This is a genomic window from Flavobacterium sp. AC105 (assembly GCF_979258495.1).
Map to the genome: position 1 here is coordinate 3,101,892 of NZ_OZ409860.1, position 18,395 is coordinate 3,120,286.

Here is an 18,395-nt window from a genome sequence, read left to right on the forward strand (position 1 = left end):
TAAAATAAAATTATATCATTATCTCATCAAGATCATCAGCTGTTTCCAGCGCCAATTGATTTTGAAAAGCTATAAAATTTAGTTTTTTTGAAACTCCAATTATCTCCTGGGTTTCGTATAAATCCTGAATGGAGAATCGGGTGTCAAAAGTTCTGTTTATTCTGTTTATCAAAACAGTAGCTTTAAGACTATTTCCGCCTAATTCGAAAAAATTATCTGTAATACCAATTTTTTCTAATCCCAGAATGTCCTGCCAAATAGCAGCTAATTGTTCTTCTATTTCATTAGAAGGCACTATATATTCCAGTTGAATAACATCTTCTGTACGTACCGGAGGCAACGATTTTTTATCGATTTTTCCATTCGGCGTAAGCGGTAATTCATCCAGAAATACATAATAAGTAGGCAGCATATATTCCGGCAATTCACGTTTTAAGGACAATCGAAGTTCTTGTTTGTCTATAACTTCCGAACTAACCAAATAACTTACAATTACATTATCGCCATTTATCGTTGAAGCTACAACTACGCATTGGTCAATACCGTTTTGGGATTCCAAAACATGTTCAATTTCGCCAAGTTCTACACGATGTCCCCTGATTTTTACCTGACTGTCTTTTCTGCCTATGCAAAGTACATTTCCGTCCGGCAGCCATTTTCCTAAATCTCCCGTTCTGTATAATTTTCCGTTTTCACTAAAAGGATTTTCAATGAATTTTTCTGCTGTTAATTCGGGCTGGTATAAATAACCTCTTGATAATCCGTCACCAGAAATACAGATTTCACCAATTACGCCAACAGGCTGTAGAGCCAAGTCGTCTGAAAGGATATAAAACTGCGTATTATCTATGGCTTTCCCAACAGGAACCGAACTTTCGTACGCTCCTTCAACGCGGTAATAACTGCTATAAGTCGTATCTTCTGATGGTCCGTATAAATTTCTAAGCGCAATTCCGGAACCGTTAAAATAATTGGCAATACTTACCGGAAAAGCTTCTCCGGCGAGGTTTATTCCAACAGCATTTTCAAAAGAAATTCCTTTGTCAATAAGCGTATGGATTACCGAAGGAACAGTATTTATTAGTACATTTTTATCATTGTCTAAATAATCGGCTATGGATAATCCGTTATTTAAAAGCCTGATTTGTTTTCCGATGCTTAACGGATAGAAAAATTCATATACCGATAAATCAAAACAATGAGAAGTTACGGCATACAACATATCAAAATTAGTATCGCTAAATTCCCTTTGCGACCAATGCAGCATATAAGCAGCATTTTTATGCGTGATCATAACGCCTTTTGGTTTTCCTGTAGATCCCGAAGTATAAATAATATACGCCAGATTATCCGAATTGAAAGAAACCTTTGGAAGTGATTTCGAAATAGACTCTGATTTTCTAAAAGTATTTATAACGGATTCATCTATTGTTACTTTGCATTTACTGTCGTTTTCAATGTATTCCACACGCTGTGCCGGATAATTAGGATCTATAGGCACATAAGCGCATCCCGCTTTTAGAACGGCTAATAATGAAATTAGAAGCCATTCGGTTCTATCTAATTTTACGCCAATTAAATCTTCTGTATCCAAACTGTAATTACTCAATAAATAATGAGAAAGTTCATTTGATATTTCGTTCAGTTCTTTATAAGTGAATTTTTTAGTATCGGTTATGAGTGCTATATTTTCGGGAGTTTTTTCCGCCTGAGCGACAAATAAACCTACCATTGTCGTCTCGGGATATTCGACCGTTGTATCATTAAAATCATATAACAATTGCGATTGTTCTGCAACGCCTAAATAATTAATCGTGGCTACTTTTTGATCCGGATTTTGGATTGCTTCTGCTAAAAAGATCTCAAAATGTGACGCCAGGCGTTCAACAAAATCCAACTCATAAATATCGGTGTTGTATTCGATATGTAACGCTAATTGTCCTTGTTTTTCGGAAAAAATAAAGCTTAAATCAAATTGACTCACTTTTCTTTCATATCCGTTATAGGGTTTTAAAGTCAGACCTTCTATTTCTAAAGTATCCGATGCAAATAAATCCTGCTGGTTTTGCAATACAACCAGAACATCAAAAAGAGCAGATCGGCTTGTATCCCGGCCTAAGCCCAATTCTTCTACCAAATTATCAAGCGGATATTCCTGATGCGAATAGGCGTTTAATAAGGTTTCTTTTTGTGTTGCCAATAACGCTTCAAAAGTCGCTGTTTCTTCAAAAGTGGTGCGTATTGCCAGCGTATTTAAATAAAGACCAATTTGATTTTCTAAATCACCGTGTTCTCTTCCGGCGATTGGCGTACCTAAAATAATATCCCTGTTGTTGGTGTATCTCGAAAGTAATCCGTTGATTCCCGCCATTAAAATCATAAAGAGGGTTGCGTTTTGCTTTTCTGAAAACAATTTCAGATTTGCACTTGCTTCTTTTGAGAATTCATAGGTAACCGAATCGCCGTTATAGGTTTTGACTTTTGGTCTGGTTTTATGGGTTGGAAGTTCCAATACCGGCAAATCTCCGCTAAATACATTCAGCCAATATTCCTCTGCTATTTTTAATTTAGAAGTTTGATTTTCGCTTCTCATCCAGGAAGCATAATCTTTATATTGTATTGTAAGTTCCGGTAAATCGACGTTTTTATCATGAACCAGACTATCATAAATCGTGATTAATTCTTTGGTTAAAATCCCCATTGACCAGCCATCGCTGATTATATGATGTATATTAAAAAGCAATACATGTTTGTTTTCTGATAATTTTACGAGATCTAAACGAACCAAAGGCGCTTCTCCTAAATCAAATTGATGTTTATAGCTTTTGATAATTCTGTTTTCTAAAACTGTTTGCTGATCTTCAGCTTGGCTATAATCAAAACACTCTATTTTAAAATCAATTTCCGAAGCATCGACAACAAACTGACGCACTTCTCCTTCATCATTTCGTTTAAAAAATGTTCTTAAGATTTCGTGTCTGGCAATAACCGTTTGAAAGGCATTTGTTAAGTTTTCAACATCCACAATTCCTTGCAGTTCAAACGACCCCGGAATATTATAAGCTTCATTTCCGCCTTCGAACTGACTTAAAATCCATAAGCGATGCTGAGACGATGTCAAAATATAATTTTCCTGATTTTCTATTTTAGGAATAGCGGTAAAATCTGCAGTTTCTAATTTGGAAATAATCCCCGAAATTGTTGGGTTTAAAAACACATCTTTTACGCTGATTTGATAGCCTAAACGGTTGATCTTATTGGTTAATAAAATAACTTTTAAACTATGTCCGCCTAATTCATAAAAATTGTCTGTTACTCCAATGGTTTTTATTCCTAAAATTTCTTCCCATATCACTGCTAATTCTTTTTCTAAAGCTGTTGTTGGAGCTACATGTTTTTGCTGAACAAGATCATTTAAACCAACAGGCGGCAATCCTTTTTTATCTACTTTACCATGAGATGTTAACGGAATCGATTCTAGTTGTACATAATAACCCGGCAGCATATAATCCGGCAAATTATTGCTTAATGCTGAACGAAGTTCTTGTTTGTCTAGCGTTTTTTCTCCAACTAAATAGGCCACAATTACCTGATCGTTCTCAATATTTTGTACCGCCACAACGCATTGGCTGATGTTTTCCTGAGCTGATATGGCGTGTTCGATTTCGCCCAATTCTATACGATGTCCTCTTACTTTTACCTGATCGTCCTTACGTCCGGAAAATTCGATAGTTCCATCTGAAAGCCATCTTCCTAAATCGCCTGTTTTGTATAATTTAGCGCCCTCTTTGAATGGATTAGCAACAAATTTTTCGGCTGTTAAATCCTCATTGTTTAAATATCCTCTCGAAAGTCCGTCACCTGAAATGCATATTTCTCCAAAAACGCCAATTGGTTTAAGTTCAAGATCGTCTGATAAAATATACAATTCTGAATTCTTCAATGGTCTTCCGATAGAAACAAAATTTCTTTCAAAATGATTTTTATTCACTTTAGACATTGTCGCACTTATCGTGGCTTCTGTAGGTCCGTATTTATTGTAGAAATCAGCAATCTTAATCATTTTTTGAGCCAGACTTTTTGGACAGATTTCTCCGGCTGCAACCACTCTTTTTAATGATTTGCATAACGAAAGATTATTTAAATACGATAAATATCCAGGCGTTGCATGCAGGTGCGTTATGGCATATTCCTGCAGCACATTTACAAAATCAACAGGATCAATAATGCGCTCTTTTGATACGCCAATAAGCGTTGCTCCGTTTAACAAAGCCAAAAAGATTTGTTCCATAGAAGCATCAAAAGCGTTGTTTGAAAATTGTATGACACGTTCTGAATGATCAAATCCAAATACTTTTGTCTGGTTTGCAATATAATTTACCAAACTATGGTGTTCAATCATTACGCCTTTTGGTTTTCCTGTTGACCCTGAAGTATATATAACATACATCAGATTATTTGGTGCAAGGCAAATTTCAGGCAATGTAATCTCGTAATCATCCTGATTCGTGATAAAATCCATTATCAGATTATCGTCAATTACAACTTTACAATTACTGTCTTGTTCGATGTAAGTGATTCTTTGTTGCGGATAACCAGGATCAATTGGCACATATGCGCCTCCGGTTTTTAATACGGCTAATAATGCGATATAAATCCACTCGCTGCGATCTAATTTTACGGTTATTAAATCTTCAATTTTAATATCGAAGTTGCTTATTAAATAATGTGCGAATTGATTCGAAATACCACTCAATTCTTTATAAGTCAAACTTCTGTTTTCGAATACCAAAGCAATAGCATCCGGCGTTTTTGAAGCTTGTTCCTCAAACACACTTACGGCTGTTTTATCTAACGGAATATCTCCTTTTTTTGGATTAAAATCATGCAGAATAATCGCTTTTTCAGATTCGGCTATGTAATCAAATGAGGCTAAAGATTGTGCAGGGTTTTCAACAAGTGCGTCCAGAACTTTTAGATATACTTTTAAAATGCGGTCCATAGTTGCAGGCTTAAAAATAGCTGCATTATAATCCCATTCAACCGAAATTCTTCTGTCCGGTTTGTTTTCTGTTAAATAATCGGTTTGTTCATACACTGTATTTACAACCACGCTTATATCAAAACGAGATGCTTTATTATGTCCTTTCAAAATTTCGATATCGGCGTCAAGCAGCGACATCGTTTGTATGGGAACATTCACAAAACTAAACATGTATTGAAATAACGGATGCTGGTGTAAACCTCTTTCGGGATTTATTCTTTCGACTACTTTCCCAAATGGTGTATCATCATAAGCATACGAATCCAGACAGGTTTCTTTGACTTCGTGAAGAACATCTATGAGGGAATTATCGCTGCTAAATGTTGTTCGTAAAGCGATTGTGTTTACAATCATTCCCAAAACTTCCTGAAATTCTTTGTAACGGCGGTTTGCAACGGCAGTTCCAACGCAAACATCGGTTTGATTGCTAAATTTATATAAGGCAATTTTAAAAGCTGTAAGCATGGTAATAAACAACGAAACATCTTGTTTTTCAGAAAAATGTCGCAATTTTTCAGAGAAATCCAATGAAAAAATATGTTCGATAGTCCCTCCTTTTTTTATGGATGTTTCCGGTCTTTCATAATCTAAAGGCACTAAAACTTCATTTGAAAAACCTTCGAATTTGTTTTCCCAAAAATCTAATTTCTCACTTAGAACGCTGTCGCTAAAGTTGTTTTTTTCCCAATAGGCATAATCTTTAAAGGTAACTTTGGGTTTCTTTACCTCAAAAACCGGGTTTGTTTTTAATTCGTTGTAGATATCTACAAAATCCCTGAATAAAATTCCCTGAGTCCATCCGTCTAAAATTAAATGATGTTCACAGAATATAAGAACACTTTCCTGGTCTGAAAATTTTAATAATTCTACTCTAAAAAGCGGTCCTTGTTCTATATCAAAAGCATTGCCTTCTACTCTTTCCAGACAATCTGAAATTACTTTTTCTTTTCTCTCTTCTCTGATACCTGTATAATCGATAACCGGAATGGTATACGAATATGGAGCCAATATTTTTTGAAATGGTTTACCGTTGTGATTTACAAAAACGGTTCTCAAAATCTCATGTTTATCTATCAGTTTAGAAAACGTTTCTTCGAGCGTAGCAACGGCTACAGAACCGGTTAATTTCATCGCTCTTGATACATGATAAGATGTATCGGTATGGTCTAACTGATTTAGAAACCACAATCTGTCCTGCGAAAAAGACAACGGATATAATTCCTGATTTGGAGCTATAATATTCTGGATTTTTTTCTTGCCCAATGTAGGCACTAACTCGCTTATTTCTTTAATTGTGGGAGATTTATAGAAATCTCTTAACGGTAATTCAATTCCTTTTTGATCTCTTAAACTGCTAATAAACTGATTTGCTAATAAAGAATGTCCGCCTAATTCAAAAAAACTAACCGTAACATCAACATTATCAAGTTTTAATAATTCCTGCCAGATTGCGGCAATTTCTTTTTCCTGATCTGTTGTTGGCAATTGAACAACTTCGTTAATGTTTATGGTTTTGGGTTCCGGTAAACTTTTTATATCAATTTTACCATTTGAAATTAACGGAATTGCATCAATAATTACAAAATGCGTTGGAATCATAAATTCCGGTAAACAGCTTTTTAAATCAATTACTAATGACGAAATATTGATAAAAGATTCATTTGCCACTAAATAAGCAATTAAAATAGGCATTCCGCCAACTTCGTTTATACATACATAACTATCTACAACGTAAGCATTTACTTTTTGAATGGCTTGTTCTATTTCTCCTACTTCAATACGATATCCTTTATAACTTAACTGGCTGTCTTTTCTGCCATAAAAAATTAAGTTATTGTCGATTGTCCATTTTCCTAAATCTCCGGTTTTATAGATACGTTCGCCGTTTATGTTTACAAAAGCATTATCTGTTAATTCTTTTTTATTGAGATAAGAAACTGCCAGACCAATACCGGAAAGTCCAATTTCTCCAATCGCACCTTTTGGCAATATTTTGGTTCCATCCAAAAGATAAACGCCTCGGTTTGTAATTGGTTTTCCTATCGGAAACACAGTATCCTCTTTATCAACCTTATAATAGGTTGCACAAACCGTACTTTCTGTAGGTCCGTATGTATTATAAACATCAAAAGTGTCTAAAAGCTGATCTACCTGATGCGGTTTTAACGTATCTCCTCCGCTAATAAGTGTTTTAAAACTTAAATCGTAGTTTTTGTAATTATCATTAAGATATTGCAAAACAAAAGGATTTGTACTTAATAAGGTCACGCCAAATTGCTCACAATCTTTAAATAATTCATTAAAATCTTTTGTATCAGAAGCAATTACCAGGTTTCCTCCAACGGATAAAACAGGAAAAATCTCTTCTACAGATGTATCAAAAGCAGTAGAAGCCTGCTGCAAAACAATATCTTTTTCGGTAAGGTTAAAATAAGCACCAAATGTCAGGATATAATCATATAAAGATCTGTGATTGATAACCACACCTTTAGGATCTCCAGTTGAACCGGAAGTGTAAATAATATACGCTTCATCTTCTGGCTGGAGCGTTACGGGATTATAGTTTTCTAATAAAATGTCGTCTTTGAGAATAATATCGATATTGCATTCTTTTTCTGCTGAAACAGAATGAGAAAACGAATCTGTTAAGATAAAATCTAATGCAGCATCTTTTATAATATAGTGCTTTCTTTCGTCCGGATAGGCATTGTCAATTGGCACATAAACAGCGCCTGTTTTTAATGCGGCAAGAATACCAACGATACTTTTCTCTGATCTGGAAAGCATTACGCCTACTTTATCGCCTTTTTTAACACCTTGAATTTGTAAATATGAAGCTATTTTGTTTGCTGAGGTTTCAAGAGTTTCATAAGTTAAAAAATTACCTTGATAAGAAACCGCTTTTTTTGCAGCATAATTTATTACCGATGTATTCCAAAGATTCAAAAATGTTTCTTCCGGTCTTTGAATGGCAGGTCCGTTTGAGATTATTTCGATTTCCTGTAATTGCGCTTTACTCGCAATTTGAATCTCGGAAATAACCGTATTTTTTGTTTCTTTTAATTGCGTTAATACTTTTATAAAAGAAGCTATAAGCTGATTGGCTTCAAATTTTGAAATATATCTTTCGTTGATATCAAACCTAAAACTAATTTGCCCGTTTATATCTTCAAAAACATGTATCGAAACCGGATCTTCCTCGCTATCATTTGATAAGGGATGAATGGTTGCTTTATTTCCCGCAAATTCAGATTCGTATTGCATGCGCTCATACGACAATCGTACATCATACAATTTTGAAGTTGCCTGCGGAAGATTTCGCAATATATCCGCCTGCTGAAAACGCTGATGTCTGTAGCAGGTAAAAAGTGTGCTTTTAATTTCGTTTATAAAATCACCTAAAGTTGAGGTGGTTTCTAACGTCAGTTTTAAAGGCAATAAACTCAGAAATGGCCCCAAAGTACGTTTTTCAACGGCGCTTTTTCGGTTTAAAACCGGCATTCCCAGATTCACTTCTTTTCTGTTGTAATATTTTGATAATACTATGGAAAAACATCCTATTAATAAATGGAAAATCCCCATTCTTTCTGTTTTTGCAAACTCCCATAAGGCTTCATTTTCAAGTTCTGTAAGTGCTATTTCTATATTGCAGTGACCTGTTGCTTTATTTGTGCCCGTATATATTAAGGAAGGCAGATCGTTATAACGCTCTAACCAAAAGTTTTTATCTGCCAAAAAATCATCCGAAGCTCTGTATTCGTTGTCTAACGCTATAAAAGATTCGTATGATATTGTATTTTTTTCGATACACAAATCATCATATACAACGTCTGTCGATAATTGTTCGTAAATTCTGTTGACTTTGTTGTACAGCAACTGAAACGAAAAACCATCGGATATAATATGATGCAATTTTGAATACCAGATATACGATTCAGGCGCTACTTTTATCAGCCACATTTTATAAAGCTGTTTATCGTTCTCGATATCAAACGGAATTATAAAATCTTCCGCAATCCTTTGAATCGCTTTTGAGGCATCTGATTCTTCGATATACGTTAAAGCCAAATCTCTATCGGCTTCCTGAAGTGTATATACAGGAAAACCGCTCTTTTCTTCAAAAACAAAAGAAAAAATGGTATTCTCTTTAATCAGAATATCAAATGCTGTTTTAAAACGTTCAACATCAATGCTTCCGTTAATAAATGCGTAGCCGCCAATGTTATATTTTGGAGACTCATTTTCGAGTATCTGATCCAACCAGATATATTTTTGCACGCTTGTGACATTATTTTTCATCAGTCTGCTTTTTATAATTTAAACACATAGCGTTGCTAAACAATCCACTATGCTGTTTTTGATATTTTTTTTTGAAATGATTTTTTTTGAAAAGGGAAAACCTAAAAACTATGCGTTCGCAAAAGTGTTTCCGTTAGGATTCGATAAATAAGACAAAGGAACAATTGCCGATATATTCTGGCGTAACGAACTTAAACGTACACTAATTCTGTGTTGATTATCGATTCTAAACACTTCGCATTCCAGACCTGATAATTCGCCGTATTCGATGGTATGTTTATCGCCAATTCTTGGAAGTTCCTGGCCAATCTGAACATCGGTTATATCTTTTCCGTCGACAAGAAGTTTTATTTGTTGGATTTCTTTTTCTGAAACCCTTCCGTATTCACCTCCAAAAGACAAATAAGAACAGCCGCTGTCTACGGTTAAAACATCATGGAAATCCTTATTTGATCTGATATTTACAAACACATAACTCGGAAATAACGGAATTTGGATTTTTTTGGTCCTGTCGCTCCATTTGCGTATGCTTGTAGCCATAGGAAGAAAAGCCTCTAAGTTCTTTTCCATTAATTCTTTATAAACTTTACTTTCATGTCTGTACTTTACGTAAAGAACATGCCAACCTTCTTTTCTTTCCATAATTTCAAGTTTTTTTGAGTGCCGGATATAGCTGCGCTGTAACCAGTCACATGGTTATTTTTTTTTTAAGAGATGTTTTTGGATAATTTAATTTTTGAAATGCTTTTACTTAAAAGGAAACCTGACGGATAATTTTGATATGCGAAAGGAAAATGCATTTCCTTTTTACTGGAGTAAACTTACAATACAGCAGCAGATGTCTTACTACACCAAAGTGTAGTTATTTGATTCTGTGTTAAATACTACCTTATTGGGTAGTTTATAATTTTGACCTGAAATTCCCAAAGCTTCCTTTGGTGCAACCAAATTCTTGTTCTCATTATAAAAATCGATCAGTCCGCTATAAGACATGCTTACCGGAATGGTTTCTGATCCTAAATATTCAATAGATTTACCAACCACTTTTGCTTTGATGCCCATTAATTGCAACACACGAAGCAGTTTGGCATCGATTTCTGCAAAAGCAATATTGTCTTTGTGGGCACAAACCGGTCCAATAGCACAAACCAGTAATTTTTTAAGAAGGTTGATATCACGAACGCCTTTTTTGATGGCAAAACGTCCAATGTGCCAGATTTCATTGATATCATTTCCATCGGTACAGAAAAAAGGATTGATCCCAAACATTTTCTGGATGGGAAGCGTGCTTATGAAATCCCATTTCAACAAACGGATCGTGCCTATCAATTCGCCAAGATCACTTTTGAAAGCGAAAATTTTTGAATGCTCCAAAAATCCCATTTCTTCTTTATAAACTGAATCGATATCTTTTTGATACGTAGCTGAGATTTTATTTTCATGGTGGTTGCAATTTTCTGTCACAACGAATTTTGACATGTTGAAAATCTCATTTTGGCTTACTGCAGATCGGTGGTTGTTTTTGGATATCATAGCGTTTTATTTTTACCAAAACTATCACCAGAATTTACGCCTAATATTACACAAAATGCTAGTTTTCAGAATTATAGACAAATACTACCCTTTAGTGTAGGTAAGAAAAAGCTTAATTGTTAAAAAAATACCCATTATAAAGCATATTTGATGTTAATGTTGAATTGACGTTAAATTCGTATAGAAATAAAAAATATTTAACAGCATATCTCCAATTTTTCCTATATTCACAGCGTATTAAAAAAATAGTGATATGGTAATTGAAAACGACTTTTTTTCCTCTAACAATACGGTTCAAAAAATTTCTGAGGACGAAACACTTAAACTTGCAAATTATCTCGAACTGGTAAAGGCATTTGCGAGAACCACCTACAGCAGTATCTACATTATAGATTACGAAAAAAAAGGGTTTGAATATGTGTCTGAAAATCCGCTGTTTCTATGCGACCATACGGCGCAGGAAGTTCAGGAACTCGGCTATGCCTTTTATTTTAAATACGTCGTAAAAGAGGATTTGGATCTGCTTTTGAAGATCAACACCATAGGATTTGATTTTTACCAGAATATCCCTGTTGAGGAGCGGATTCACCATACGATTTCATATGACTTTCGTTTAAGGAACCCCAGCGGGAAGACTTTTTTGGTAAACCAGAAACTGACTCCCGTTTTTTTGACCAATGACGGTAAAATCTGGAAATCGATCTGTATTATTTCACTTTCCTCAGAACTCCAGTCCGGGAACATCAAAATCTATAAAAAAGGGGAAAACAAAATCTTCAGCTATGACCTGGAAGGTGATTTCTGGAAGACGCTGAAAAAAATAGAACTTACCAGCCGCGAAAAAGAAGTTTTGCAGTATTCCATACGCGGATTTACCATCGCCAATATGGCCGAAAGCATGTTTGTTTCTGCAGATACGATCAAATTTCACAAAAGAAAACTCTTTACAAAACTGGGCGTAGGAAATATTGCCGAAGCAATTGCGTATGCAACGAGCAATAAATTGATTTAGCAGAAAACTAATAATTTACTGTATTTAAGCATTTTAACATCCATAAAAAGCTGTGCATAATTTTGCATGGACAAAAAATCTATGATAAAAACACATCCATTATTAGTTGTATCAATCCTTTTATTTTCACTTTATGGATGCCATATCCCAAATAACAAAAAATTGAATCACGGAACTGTTTCAGTCAAAATTGACACTCTTTTGACACCTGAAATTGGCGGAATTAAACAAGCCATTCAAATTAAAACAGACGACTCGAATAAACCTATATTGCTCTTTTTAAGTGGTGGTCCCGGAAGTTCGATGATGAGTAATAATGCTCCTTATACGAACCTTTTAAAGGATAAATTTACGATTGTGCAATGGGATCAAAGAGATGTCGAAAAAACATTAGCGTTAAATCCTTCGCCAATTCAGCCGTCTGTCGGGCAAATGGAAAAAGATACTTATCAGGTTATAAAATTCATTACAAAGGAGTTAAAGCAGAAAAAAATATATTTATTAGGCAGTTCCTGGGGAAATGTTTTAGGCTTTTATATTGTTCAGAAACATCCTGAATTATTGCATTCTTATTTTGCTGTAAATCCTGTAATCAGCCAATTGGAAAGTGAAAAAGAATTGCTGCAGACTTTGAAGATTTATTTTAAAGATAATGATCTTGCCACTGCTGAATTAGCGAGCGTAAATATTCCTTTTACGACAGACAATGATGTATTTTATTTAAGAAAATGGCTTTTTTATAAAGATGGCAATAAAAAGGCAACCAGTAATGCTTTCAAAATAGATTTTCTTAAATGGTCAAAAACCTGGACACCAGTCTGGAATGAAGTTATGAAAATCGATTTGCCAAAAACTTTAAAAAAGGTTGATTGCCCTGTTTACTTTTTCGTTGGAAAAAACGATATTCAAACCTCATCTAAAATCACAAAAGAATATTTCATGGCATTAAAAGCGCCAAAGAAGGACTTATTTTTATTTGAAAATTCCGGACATCAAATTCATCAGGATGAACCTGAAAAGTTTCAAAACACCATAATCAAAATCGTAAATAACGATTAAATTCGAGAAGTAAAATTATTTTATAATCATAAAAAAACCGGTAAATTGACTTTACCGGCTTTAAATACTATTCTAAAAATACCTGTTAATTTATTCGTTTTCTGCAACTGCAGGAAGCAATAACGCTTCGATTTTTTGCAGGCGTTTTTGTGTTTGCGCCTCACTCTTTTTTAATTCTTGTATGGTACTAACAGAAGCTGCATCTTTAGCTTCTAATATTTCAATACGTTTTAGCAAAGCCTGAGTTGCACTTACATTAAGCATCGAAATTGCCTCATAATCTACAGTACGAAAATCGTTTACCTGTTTTCCGTAAACAAAAACATCTCCTTCTTTTTCGCAGTTTACTTTGATTTTTCCTTTGCCTATTTCGAGTACATCAACTATTATTTGTTCTTTGCTAAAAACAAGTTTTATTTTGTCGCCCGCAATAAGATCTTTTGTATTAAGGTCTATCCAGCCCTTATTAATCGCACTTAATTGATAAATATTAGGGATCACATCAGTCAGATTTTTATTAACTGCAGCTGGATATACTTTTTCTACCTGTTGTGCGATTACTTTTTTATAAAGCTGGTTTCCTTTTGCAATTGTATCGATCATTTTATAATTTGTAATTTCAATTTTCGATAAAATTTTAAGGTCATTCTCATTGTTGCTTACCCCTATTATATTTTTTATACGCTGATCAGAAAAAGCGTTAAACTCTGTTGCTGCAACCCTGTCTGAAGCATATATAGAACATGGGGATATGCCCGCATACTGTCCTGTTATAGCAACATTTGCTTTTTTTGTCAAATAAGAATAAGCTAATTCTGTACTTACACTTCCAAATACAACCAATTTTGCCTGTGACGGATCTTCAGTTCCTATCCCTACATTACCATCTCCTCTTATCATAAAAGGCTGGTAATTACCACCTATATCCCTTACCTTAAAATAAGTGCTTTTTATAGCATTTTCTCTTGTACTAAATGACTTTACATTTACTGTCATACCATTAATAGGACTAGTACTTGCTGCAGCTTCAGTAGTAATAGTGCCATCACCCAGTACTGTAAAAGGCTCACTCTTTTTATCTAAATCTCTTATCTTAAAAAAGGCACTCTTTTTAGCATTTTCAGAGGTGCTAAAACCAGCAACATCTACTAATAATGCATCAACCGGATTTGGAGTAACCGCAATATCGACATGAATGTTGCCGCCTACAATAAGTCTGTCGCTTTGAGGCAATTTCCCTATTCCAACATTTCCATCACCGCGTATCGTAAATGGCTGGCTAAATCCTGCTATATCTTTTACCTTAAAAAAAGTACTTCTTTAAGCATTTGTTATATTATTAAAAGCCTTAACATCTATTGTCATGGCATCAATTTGATCATTGCTGGCTGGTGCATCAATATGAATGTTACCGCCTACTATAAGCTTATCATTTTGAGGCTCTGTACCAATCCCAACATTTCCGTTTGAAAGAATTTTTAATGCGTCTTGTGCTTCCACCTGATGGGAAATTAAAATAATAAGAATCAGTACCAGTTTATATATTGTTTTCATTTTATAAATTTTTAAAATTATGAAGTTAAAATCCTGTTTTGCAAGTTAGTTGTGCACCTTTTGTAACAATGAATCCCGGTTTGAAGGAAATGCTTCCGCCTGAATTAAGAATGGTATTTACCGAAGCCGCTACGTTAAATCCTTCAACAATTATAGCATCAGAGGCTCTATAAGTGGTATCGGTATTTAAATCTGATCTATTAATAGTTGTTGTCTTTGCTGCAACGTTAAAAGGCGTTACACTAATTAAATTAGTGGCTGTTGCGGTATAAAGTGTACCGTCCGGGGCAAGAACTATATTTTTTCTCGGGTTTCCGAATTTACCATCAATATCAATTGAAAAAGTATCAGGGCTATTTACATCGTTTTTAAAACCCATTATTTTTTTTGGGGTATTATACGGATCGATAGCATAGATATTTGATGAAGCATCTGCAATCAATATGGATGCATTGTCTAAAACTGCTGATTTTTGAAAAACGTCTGCTTTATTGCCCGAAGCATTATATTTTGCCAAATCTCTATTATAAACAAAAAAAACATTTGACTGTGCATCAATAACAGGTTGCGAAATGCCTGTATTAACTGTGTTTCCTGCTGATATGTTTTGCGTTGTGATACTTTTAGTTTTTTCATCAACATCAAAAACAAAAAGTTTATTGCTGTTATCAAAACCGTCAAGCACAAAAACCCTCGAATTATTCTGAACAACCGGAGGCGGAATATTGTAATTTTCCCCATCAGCGTATCCTCCTAAAACATAGCCGGATGCAGCAATTAAACTTCCGTCAAGATTATCCAATACAACGAGTCGGCTCATTTTATTATTTTTGTCTACATTGATAAAAAAGGCCTTACTTTCGTCCGGACTGATAGAAACCGGACCATTTATCTCATTTGCCTTTTGTTCATATTTCCATCTTACTTTAAGTTCTGGAAATCCCGAAACCGCAAATATGCCTTTATCTGATGGTACATAAAGCATTCCGTCATATCCCAGAGTAATCTTATTATTTATTGTGGCACCAGCAATTGCATAAAACGGCCTGATTAACAAGCTATTTCCCTGATTATTCAGGTCCAGAATTGTTATATATCCTTTTTTGGATATATAGTACATCTTTCCTTTTTCATCGATTAGCGGACTGCATCTTGCTGCATCATCAACTGCTTTGCTCCATAGGACATTTCCTTTGGAATTGAGCTGTTTTACATAAAAAACCGAAGATCCTGAAGCTGCCTGTGTAAATACAACTGGCTGGTTTTTATAAATTAAAATACCTACATCCTGAATGTTTTCATTCGGGATATCCGGTAATTTTCTAGCTTGTGCTGAAGTCGCATACGTGTTAAATTTCCAGTCCAGAAGACTGTTGTGCTGCGCATTTGCAAATGGCTGTGCCCAGTCTTGCCTAAACGGATAAGAAGCTATTTCATACGTTACGATCAATTTAGGTTTCTTCGAAAAGTCAGCACTTTTTTCTGATGTTTCAGTAGAGAAAAATTTTGTATCCTTACTCTTGTTAGGAGAACGCGCTGCCAGCGAAAGAATACCGTCCGGCAAAAAATGAGGAACCAATTTTAATGAGTCGGAAATATTAAGTTTTGCCGTTACCGATTCTGAGCTTTGATTTACTACTGTAGTTCCAATAGCTTTAGGATTTTTTTTGATATCAGCCCAGTCTAATTTTGAATCAGTCAGGCTCGTTTCATTTCCCGTCCAATCATTATTGCCTTTTAAAATAGTTATCGTATGCACTGAAAAATTAGACTTTTCACCATTTGGCCTCACATACAATTTTAGATTTACTAACCCAACTTTTGCGCTGGTGGGCAGATTTTTAAAATCAAATTTAAAGAATGACTTCGTTGTTTCAGTTTTATTTGCATCTGCCGATATTCGCAGATCTTTATCGCTTTGGTCAGGTATGGCTTTATCTATTATCGGCTGCAAAACTGTAAATCTTGACTGCGAAAACAACATTTGTGATTGCACTGTCAGCAACAGAAAATAGGCAGTATAGATAAAACATTTCCTTTTAAGTATTGTACTCATAATGTATTGTTTTTAAATTTTGAAAACTACGTTAAGATTAAAGTATATTCACCTAGAACCGGTATCCAGTAAACTAATTCAGAATATGTAATTCCTTTATCTCCTTGATCGGTATGGACCATATACCACATGCATCCTTTAAAAAAACCGGTAATTATTTTTGAATCTCTATTTGTTGTCAAAACTTTCGGAATAGCAGAATCGACCACTTTGACACTATATTTACCGTCTTGCAGTATTATTTTATCAAAATATGTTGTCGTGGTATTTTTTGACTCATATCCTCCCAATAAATAAAAACCGGTACTTTCAATAGTATCTTTGCCTAAAAAAAGAGTCCGGAAGACAAATAAGAAGACAAATAAAATTCGTTAATGGCCAAAGGCTTTAGTTGTTCCCAATGATTTTTGTCCCATTTCCATATATCCGGAGTTTCACTGCCTCCTATTTCTGAAAAACCGCCGCCAATCAAAAGATTTTTCACGAAACCCAAATCATCTAACCCAACAGCAACACTGGCTAAACATCTTTTATCCCATGGCATTTTTGCAGGTTTATTCTTATTTTGATTTACACTTCCGTTTGCCTGAATATTTTCCCATACTTTTCCATCACCTGATACCCAAACATCATTTAATGCAGAACCCCATTCGTCAACGCCTCCTATTAGCCAGATTTTATCCTGATCTCCGTGAGGAAAAAGAGCGCAGGAATGCCCCATTCGTGATGACCACGGCAAATTATCTATAATTGATAACCTTGAACCAAAATCTGCATCTAAATTGACAATAGCAACTGACTTACTGGAATTCATCGCTTTTACAGAACTGCCTCCTATAAAAAATAAACGACCGTATAATTCCCCCGGGGCTTTCATGTGTAATAATGGAGAATCTGCAAAAGGCCTTAATTTTTCTTTTTCATTTTCTGAAAATTCAATTCTTGGCCAGTTTCCTGAAAAACCATCATTGGTGTAACTATATCCTATATGGTCCAGGGTTGTTTTTTCGTATTTAGTTGCTTTATTTTCTGTTATCAGCATTAAGCTAAATAAAGACGAAGAATCCTGACTTACACAAAAATTGGCAATAGTAAACGTATCATCGAAAGGATTAGAACTGCTGTAAAACCTGGATTCGTTTACAGCACGTACCAGTATTGTTTTGGTTATAGAAGCATTTCCCTGCTGTACTTCAAGCGTATACGTATGGTCACCATTTGAAATCTTTTGAATTTCATATTCGCCTTTTTTTGTTTCTAACTCCCTATTTCCTTCTCTTAAAATGAATTTGTCCCCTTTTATTGCCCACGATAACTTAACCGTTTTACCAACGGCTACAACAGTTTTATCAGACAAAAACGCCTTTATTTCAGGTTTTGCTTCTTCAGCAATAACTGTAAAATCAATATGATTTATCTCTTTAGGGTTTTTATCTTTTTTATTGTTGAAAGAAATACCAATATTTTGAGATAATCCATCGATCGTGCACTTTTTTGCTGTTATATTTACTATTAAATAAGCAAATTCATCAGCATAATACCTTGGAAAAATATAAGACCTCTTCCCCTTATTATTAGGATCATACAGAAGTTCACAAATTAATACCGGAAAAGTTTCATCTGTTGCACTCTTTAATTTTCCAAATAATTTACATTTTAGCGTACTCAATTCTTCATCTGCTGCGATAGCATCCATATTTTCTACAGAGAAAACACCCATTGGTATAATAGAATCTGTTGGATCATCTTCTGACGGAACTTTCGAAATCACTATTTTCAGTTCTAAAGGACTCCCATTGAGAACCGAATTACTACTGCCTGTTGTTACGTAACTCATA

9 protein-coding genes are annotated in these 18,395 nt (G+C 34.7%); 2 read left to right on the forward strand and 7 right to left on the reverse strand.

Translation table 11 applies throughout. The features are described 5' to 3' along the window. Window positions 1-10: 10 nt before the first annotated feature. The 3 genes from ACZ0AH_RS12785 to ACZ0AH_RS12795 all read right to left on the reverse strand — a co-directional run bounded on the left by ACZ0AH_RS12785 (window position 11) and on the right by ACZ0AH_RS12795 (window position 10,876). Window positions 11-9,343, reverse strand: coding sequence for a non-ribosomal peptide synthetase (locus ACZ0AH_RS12785; protein ID WP_463476179.1), 9,333 nt, complete (start codon window positions 9,341-9,343; stop codon window positions 11-13). Window positions 9,344-9,451: 108 nt separating this feature from the next. Continuing rightward, window positions 9,452-9,985 (reverse strand): UpxY family transcription antiterminator, encoded by a 534-nt coding sequence (locus ACZ0AH_RS12790; protein WP_463476180.1) that lies wholly within the window; start codon window positions 9,983-9,985, stop codon window positions 9,452-9,454. A 204-nt stretch (window positions 9,986-10,189) separates the two neighbouring features. Continuing rightward, window positions 10,190-10,876, reverse strand: coding sequence for a hypothetical protein (locus tag ACZ0AH_RS12795; RefSeq protein WP_463476181.1), 687 nt, complete (start codon window positions 10,874-10,876; stop codon window positions 10,190-10,192). A gap of 253 nt (window positions 10,877-11,129) precedes the next feature. Between ACZ0AH_RS12795 and ACZ0AH_RS12800 the strand changes: the two genes are divergently transcribed. Both ACZ0AH_RS12800 and ACZ0AH_RS12805 read left to right on the forward strand, forming a co-directional pair. Further along, window positions 11,130-11,888 (forward strand): response regulator transcription factor, encoded by a 759-nt coding sequence (locus tag ACZ0AH_RS12800; RefSeq protein ID WP_463476176.1) that lies wholly within the window; start codon window positions 11,130-11,132, stop codon window positions 11,886-11,888. A gap of 81 nt (window positions 11,889-11,969) precedes the next feature. Then, window positions 11,970-12,947: an alpha/beta fold hydrolase gene (locus ACZ0AH_RS12805; protein WP_463476182.1), complete on the forward strand. Its 978-nt coding sequence runs from the start codon at window positions 11,970-11,972 to the stop codon at window positions 12,945-12,947. Between the two features lie 90 nt (window positions 12,948-13,037). Here the strand turns inward: ACZ0AH_RS12805 and ACZ0AH_RS12810 are convergent, their stop codons facing one another. From ACZ0AH_RS12810 to ACZ0AH_RS12825, 4 genes are all read right to left on the reverse strand, one after another. Further along, window positions 13,038-14,180 carry a tail fiber domain-containing protein gene (locus ACZ0AH_RS12810; RefSeq protein WP_463476183.1) on the reverse strand — a complete coding sequence of 381 codons (1,143 nt, stop codon included), beginning with the start codon at window positions 14,178-14,180 and terminating at the stop codon, window positions 13,038-13,040. Between the two features lie 87 nt (window positions 14,181-14,267). Next, on the reverse strand, window positions 14,268-14,501 hold the full coding sequence (locus ACZ0AH_RS12815) for a hypothetical protein (protein ID WP_463476184.1): 234 nt from the start codon (window positions 14,499-14,501) through the stop codon (window positions 14,268-14,270). Window positions 14,502-14,526: 25 nt separating this feature from the next. After that, entirely contained in the window at window positions 14,527-16,557 is a 2,031-nt protein-coding gene (locus ACZ0AH_RS12820) for a hypothetical protein (RefSeq protein ID WP_463476185.1), read from the reverse strand. A 325-nt stretch (window positions 16,558-16,882) separates the two neighbouring features. Then, entirely contained in the window at window positions 16,883-18,394 is a 1,512-nt protein-coding gene (locus ACZ0AH_RS12825) for a hypothetical protein (RefSeq protein ID WP_463476186.1), read from the reverse strand. Window position 18,395 lies beyond the last annotated feature (1 nt).

Excerpts from the sequence above, each read along its gene's own strand:
- ACZ0AH_RS12805 (WP_463476182.1), top strand. The coding sequence starts at position 11,970 with ATGATAAAAACACATCCATTATTAGTTGTATCAATCCTTTTATTTTCA.
- ACZ0AH_RS12820 (WP_463476185.1), bottom strand. The coding sequence starts at position 16,557 with ATGAGTACAATACTTAAAAGGAAATGTTTTATCTATACTGCCTATTTT.
- ACZ0AH_RS12790 (WP_463476180.1), bottom strand. The coding sequence starts at position 9,985 with ATGGAAAGAAAAGAAGGTTGGCATGTTCTTTACGTAAAGTACAGACAT.
- ACZ0AH_RS12795 (WP_463476181.1), bottom strand. The coding sequence starts at position 10,876 with ATGATATCCAAAAACAACCACCGATCTGCAGTAAGCCAAAATGAGATT.
- ACZ0AH_RS12785 (WP_463476179.1), bottom strand. The coding sequence starts at position 9,343 with ATGAAAAATAATGTCACAAGCGTGCAAAAATATATCTGGTTGGATCAG.
- ACZ0AH_RS12825 (WP_463476186.1), bottom strand. The coding sequence starts at position 18,394 with ATGAGTTACGTAACAACAGGCAGTAGTAATTCGGTTCTCAATGGGAGT.
- ACZ0AH_RS12815 (WP_463476184.1), bottom strand. The coding sequence starts at position 14,501 with ATGAAAACAATATATAAACTGGTACTGATTCTTATTATTTTAATTTCC.
- ACZ0AH_RS12800 (WP_463476176.1), top strand. The coding sequence starts at position 11,130 with ATGGTAATTGAAAACGACTTTTTTTCCTCTAACAATACGGTTCAAAAA.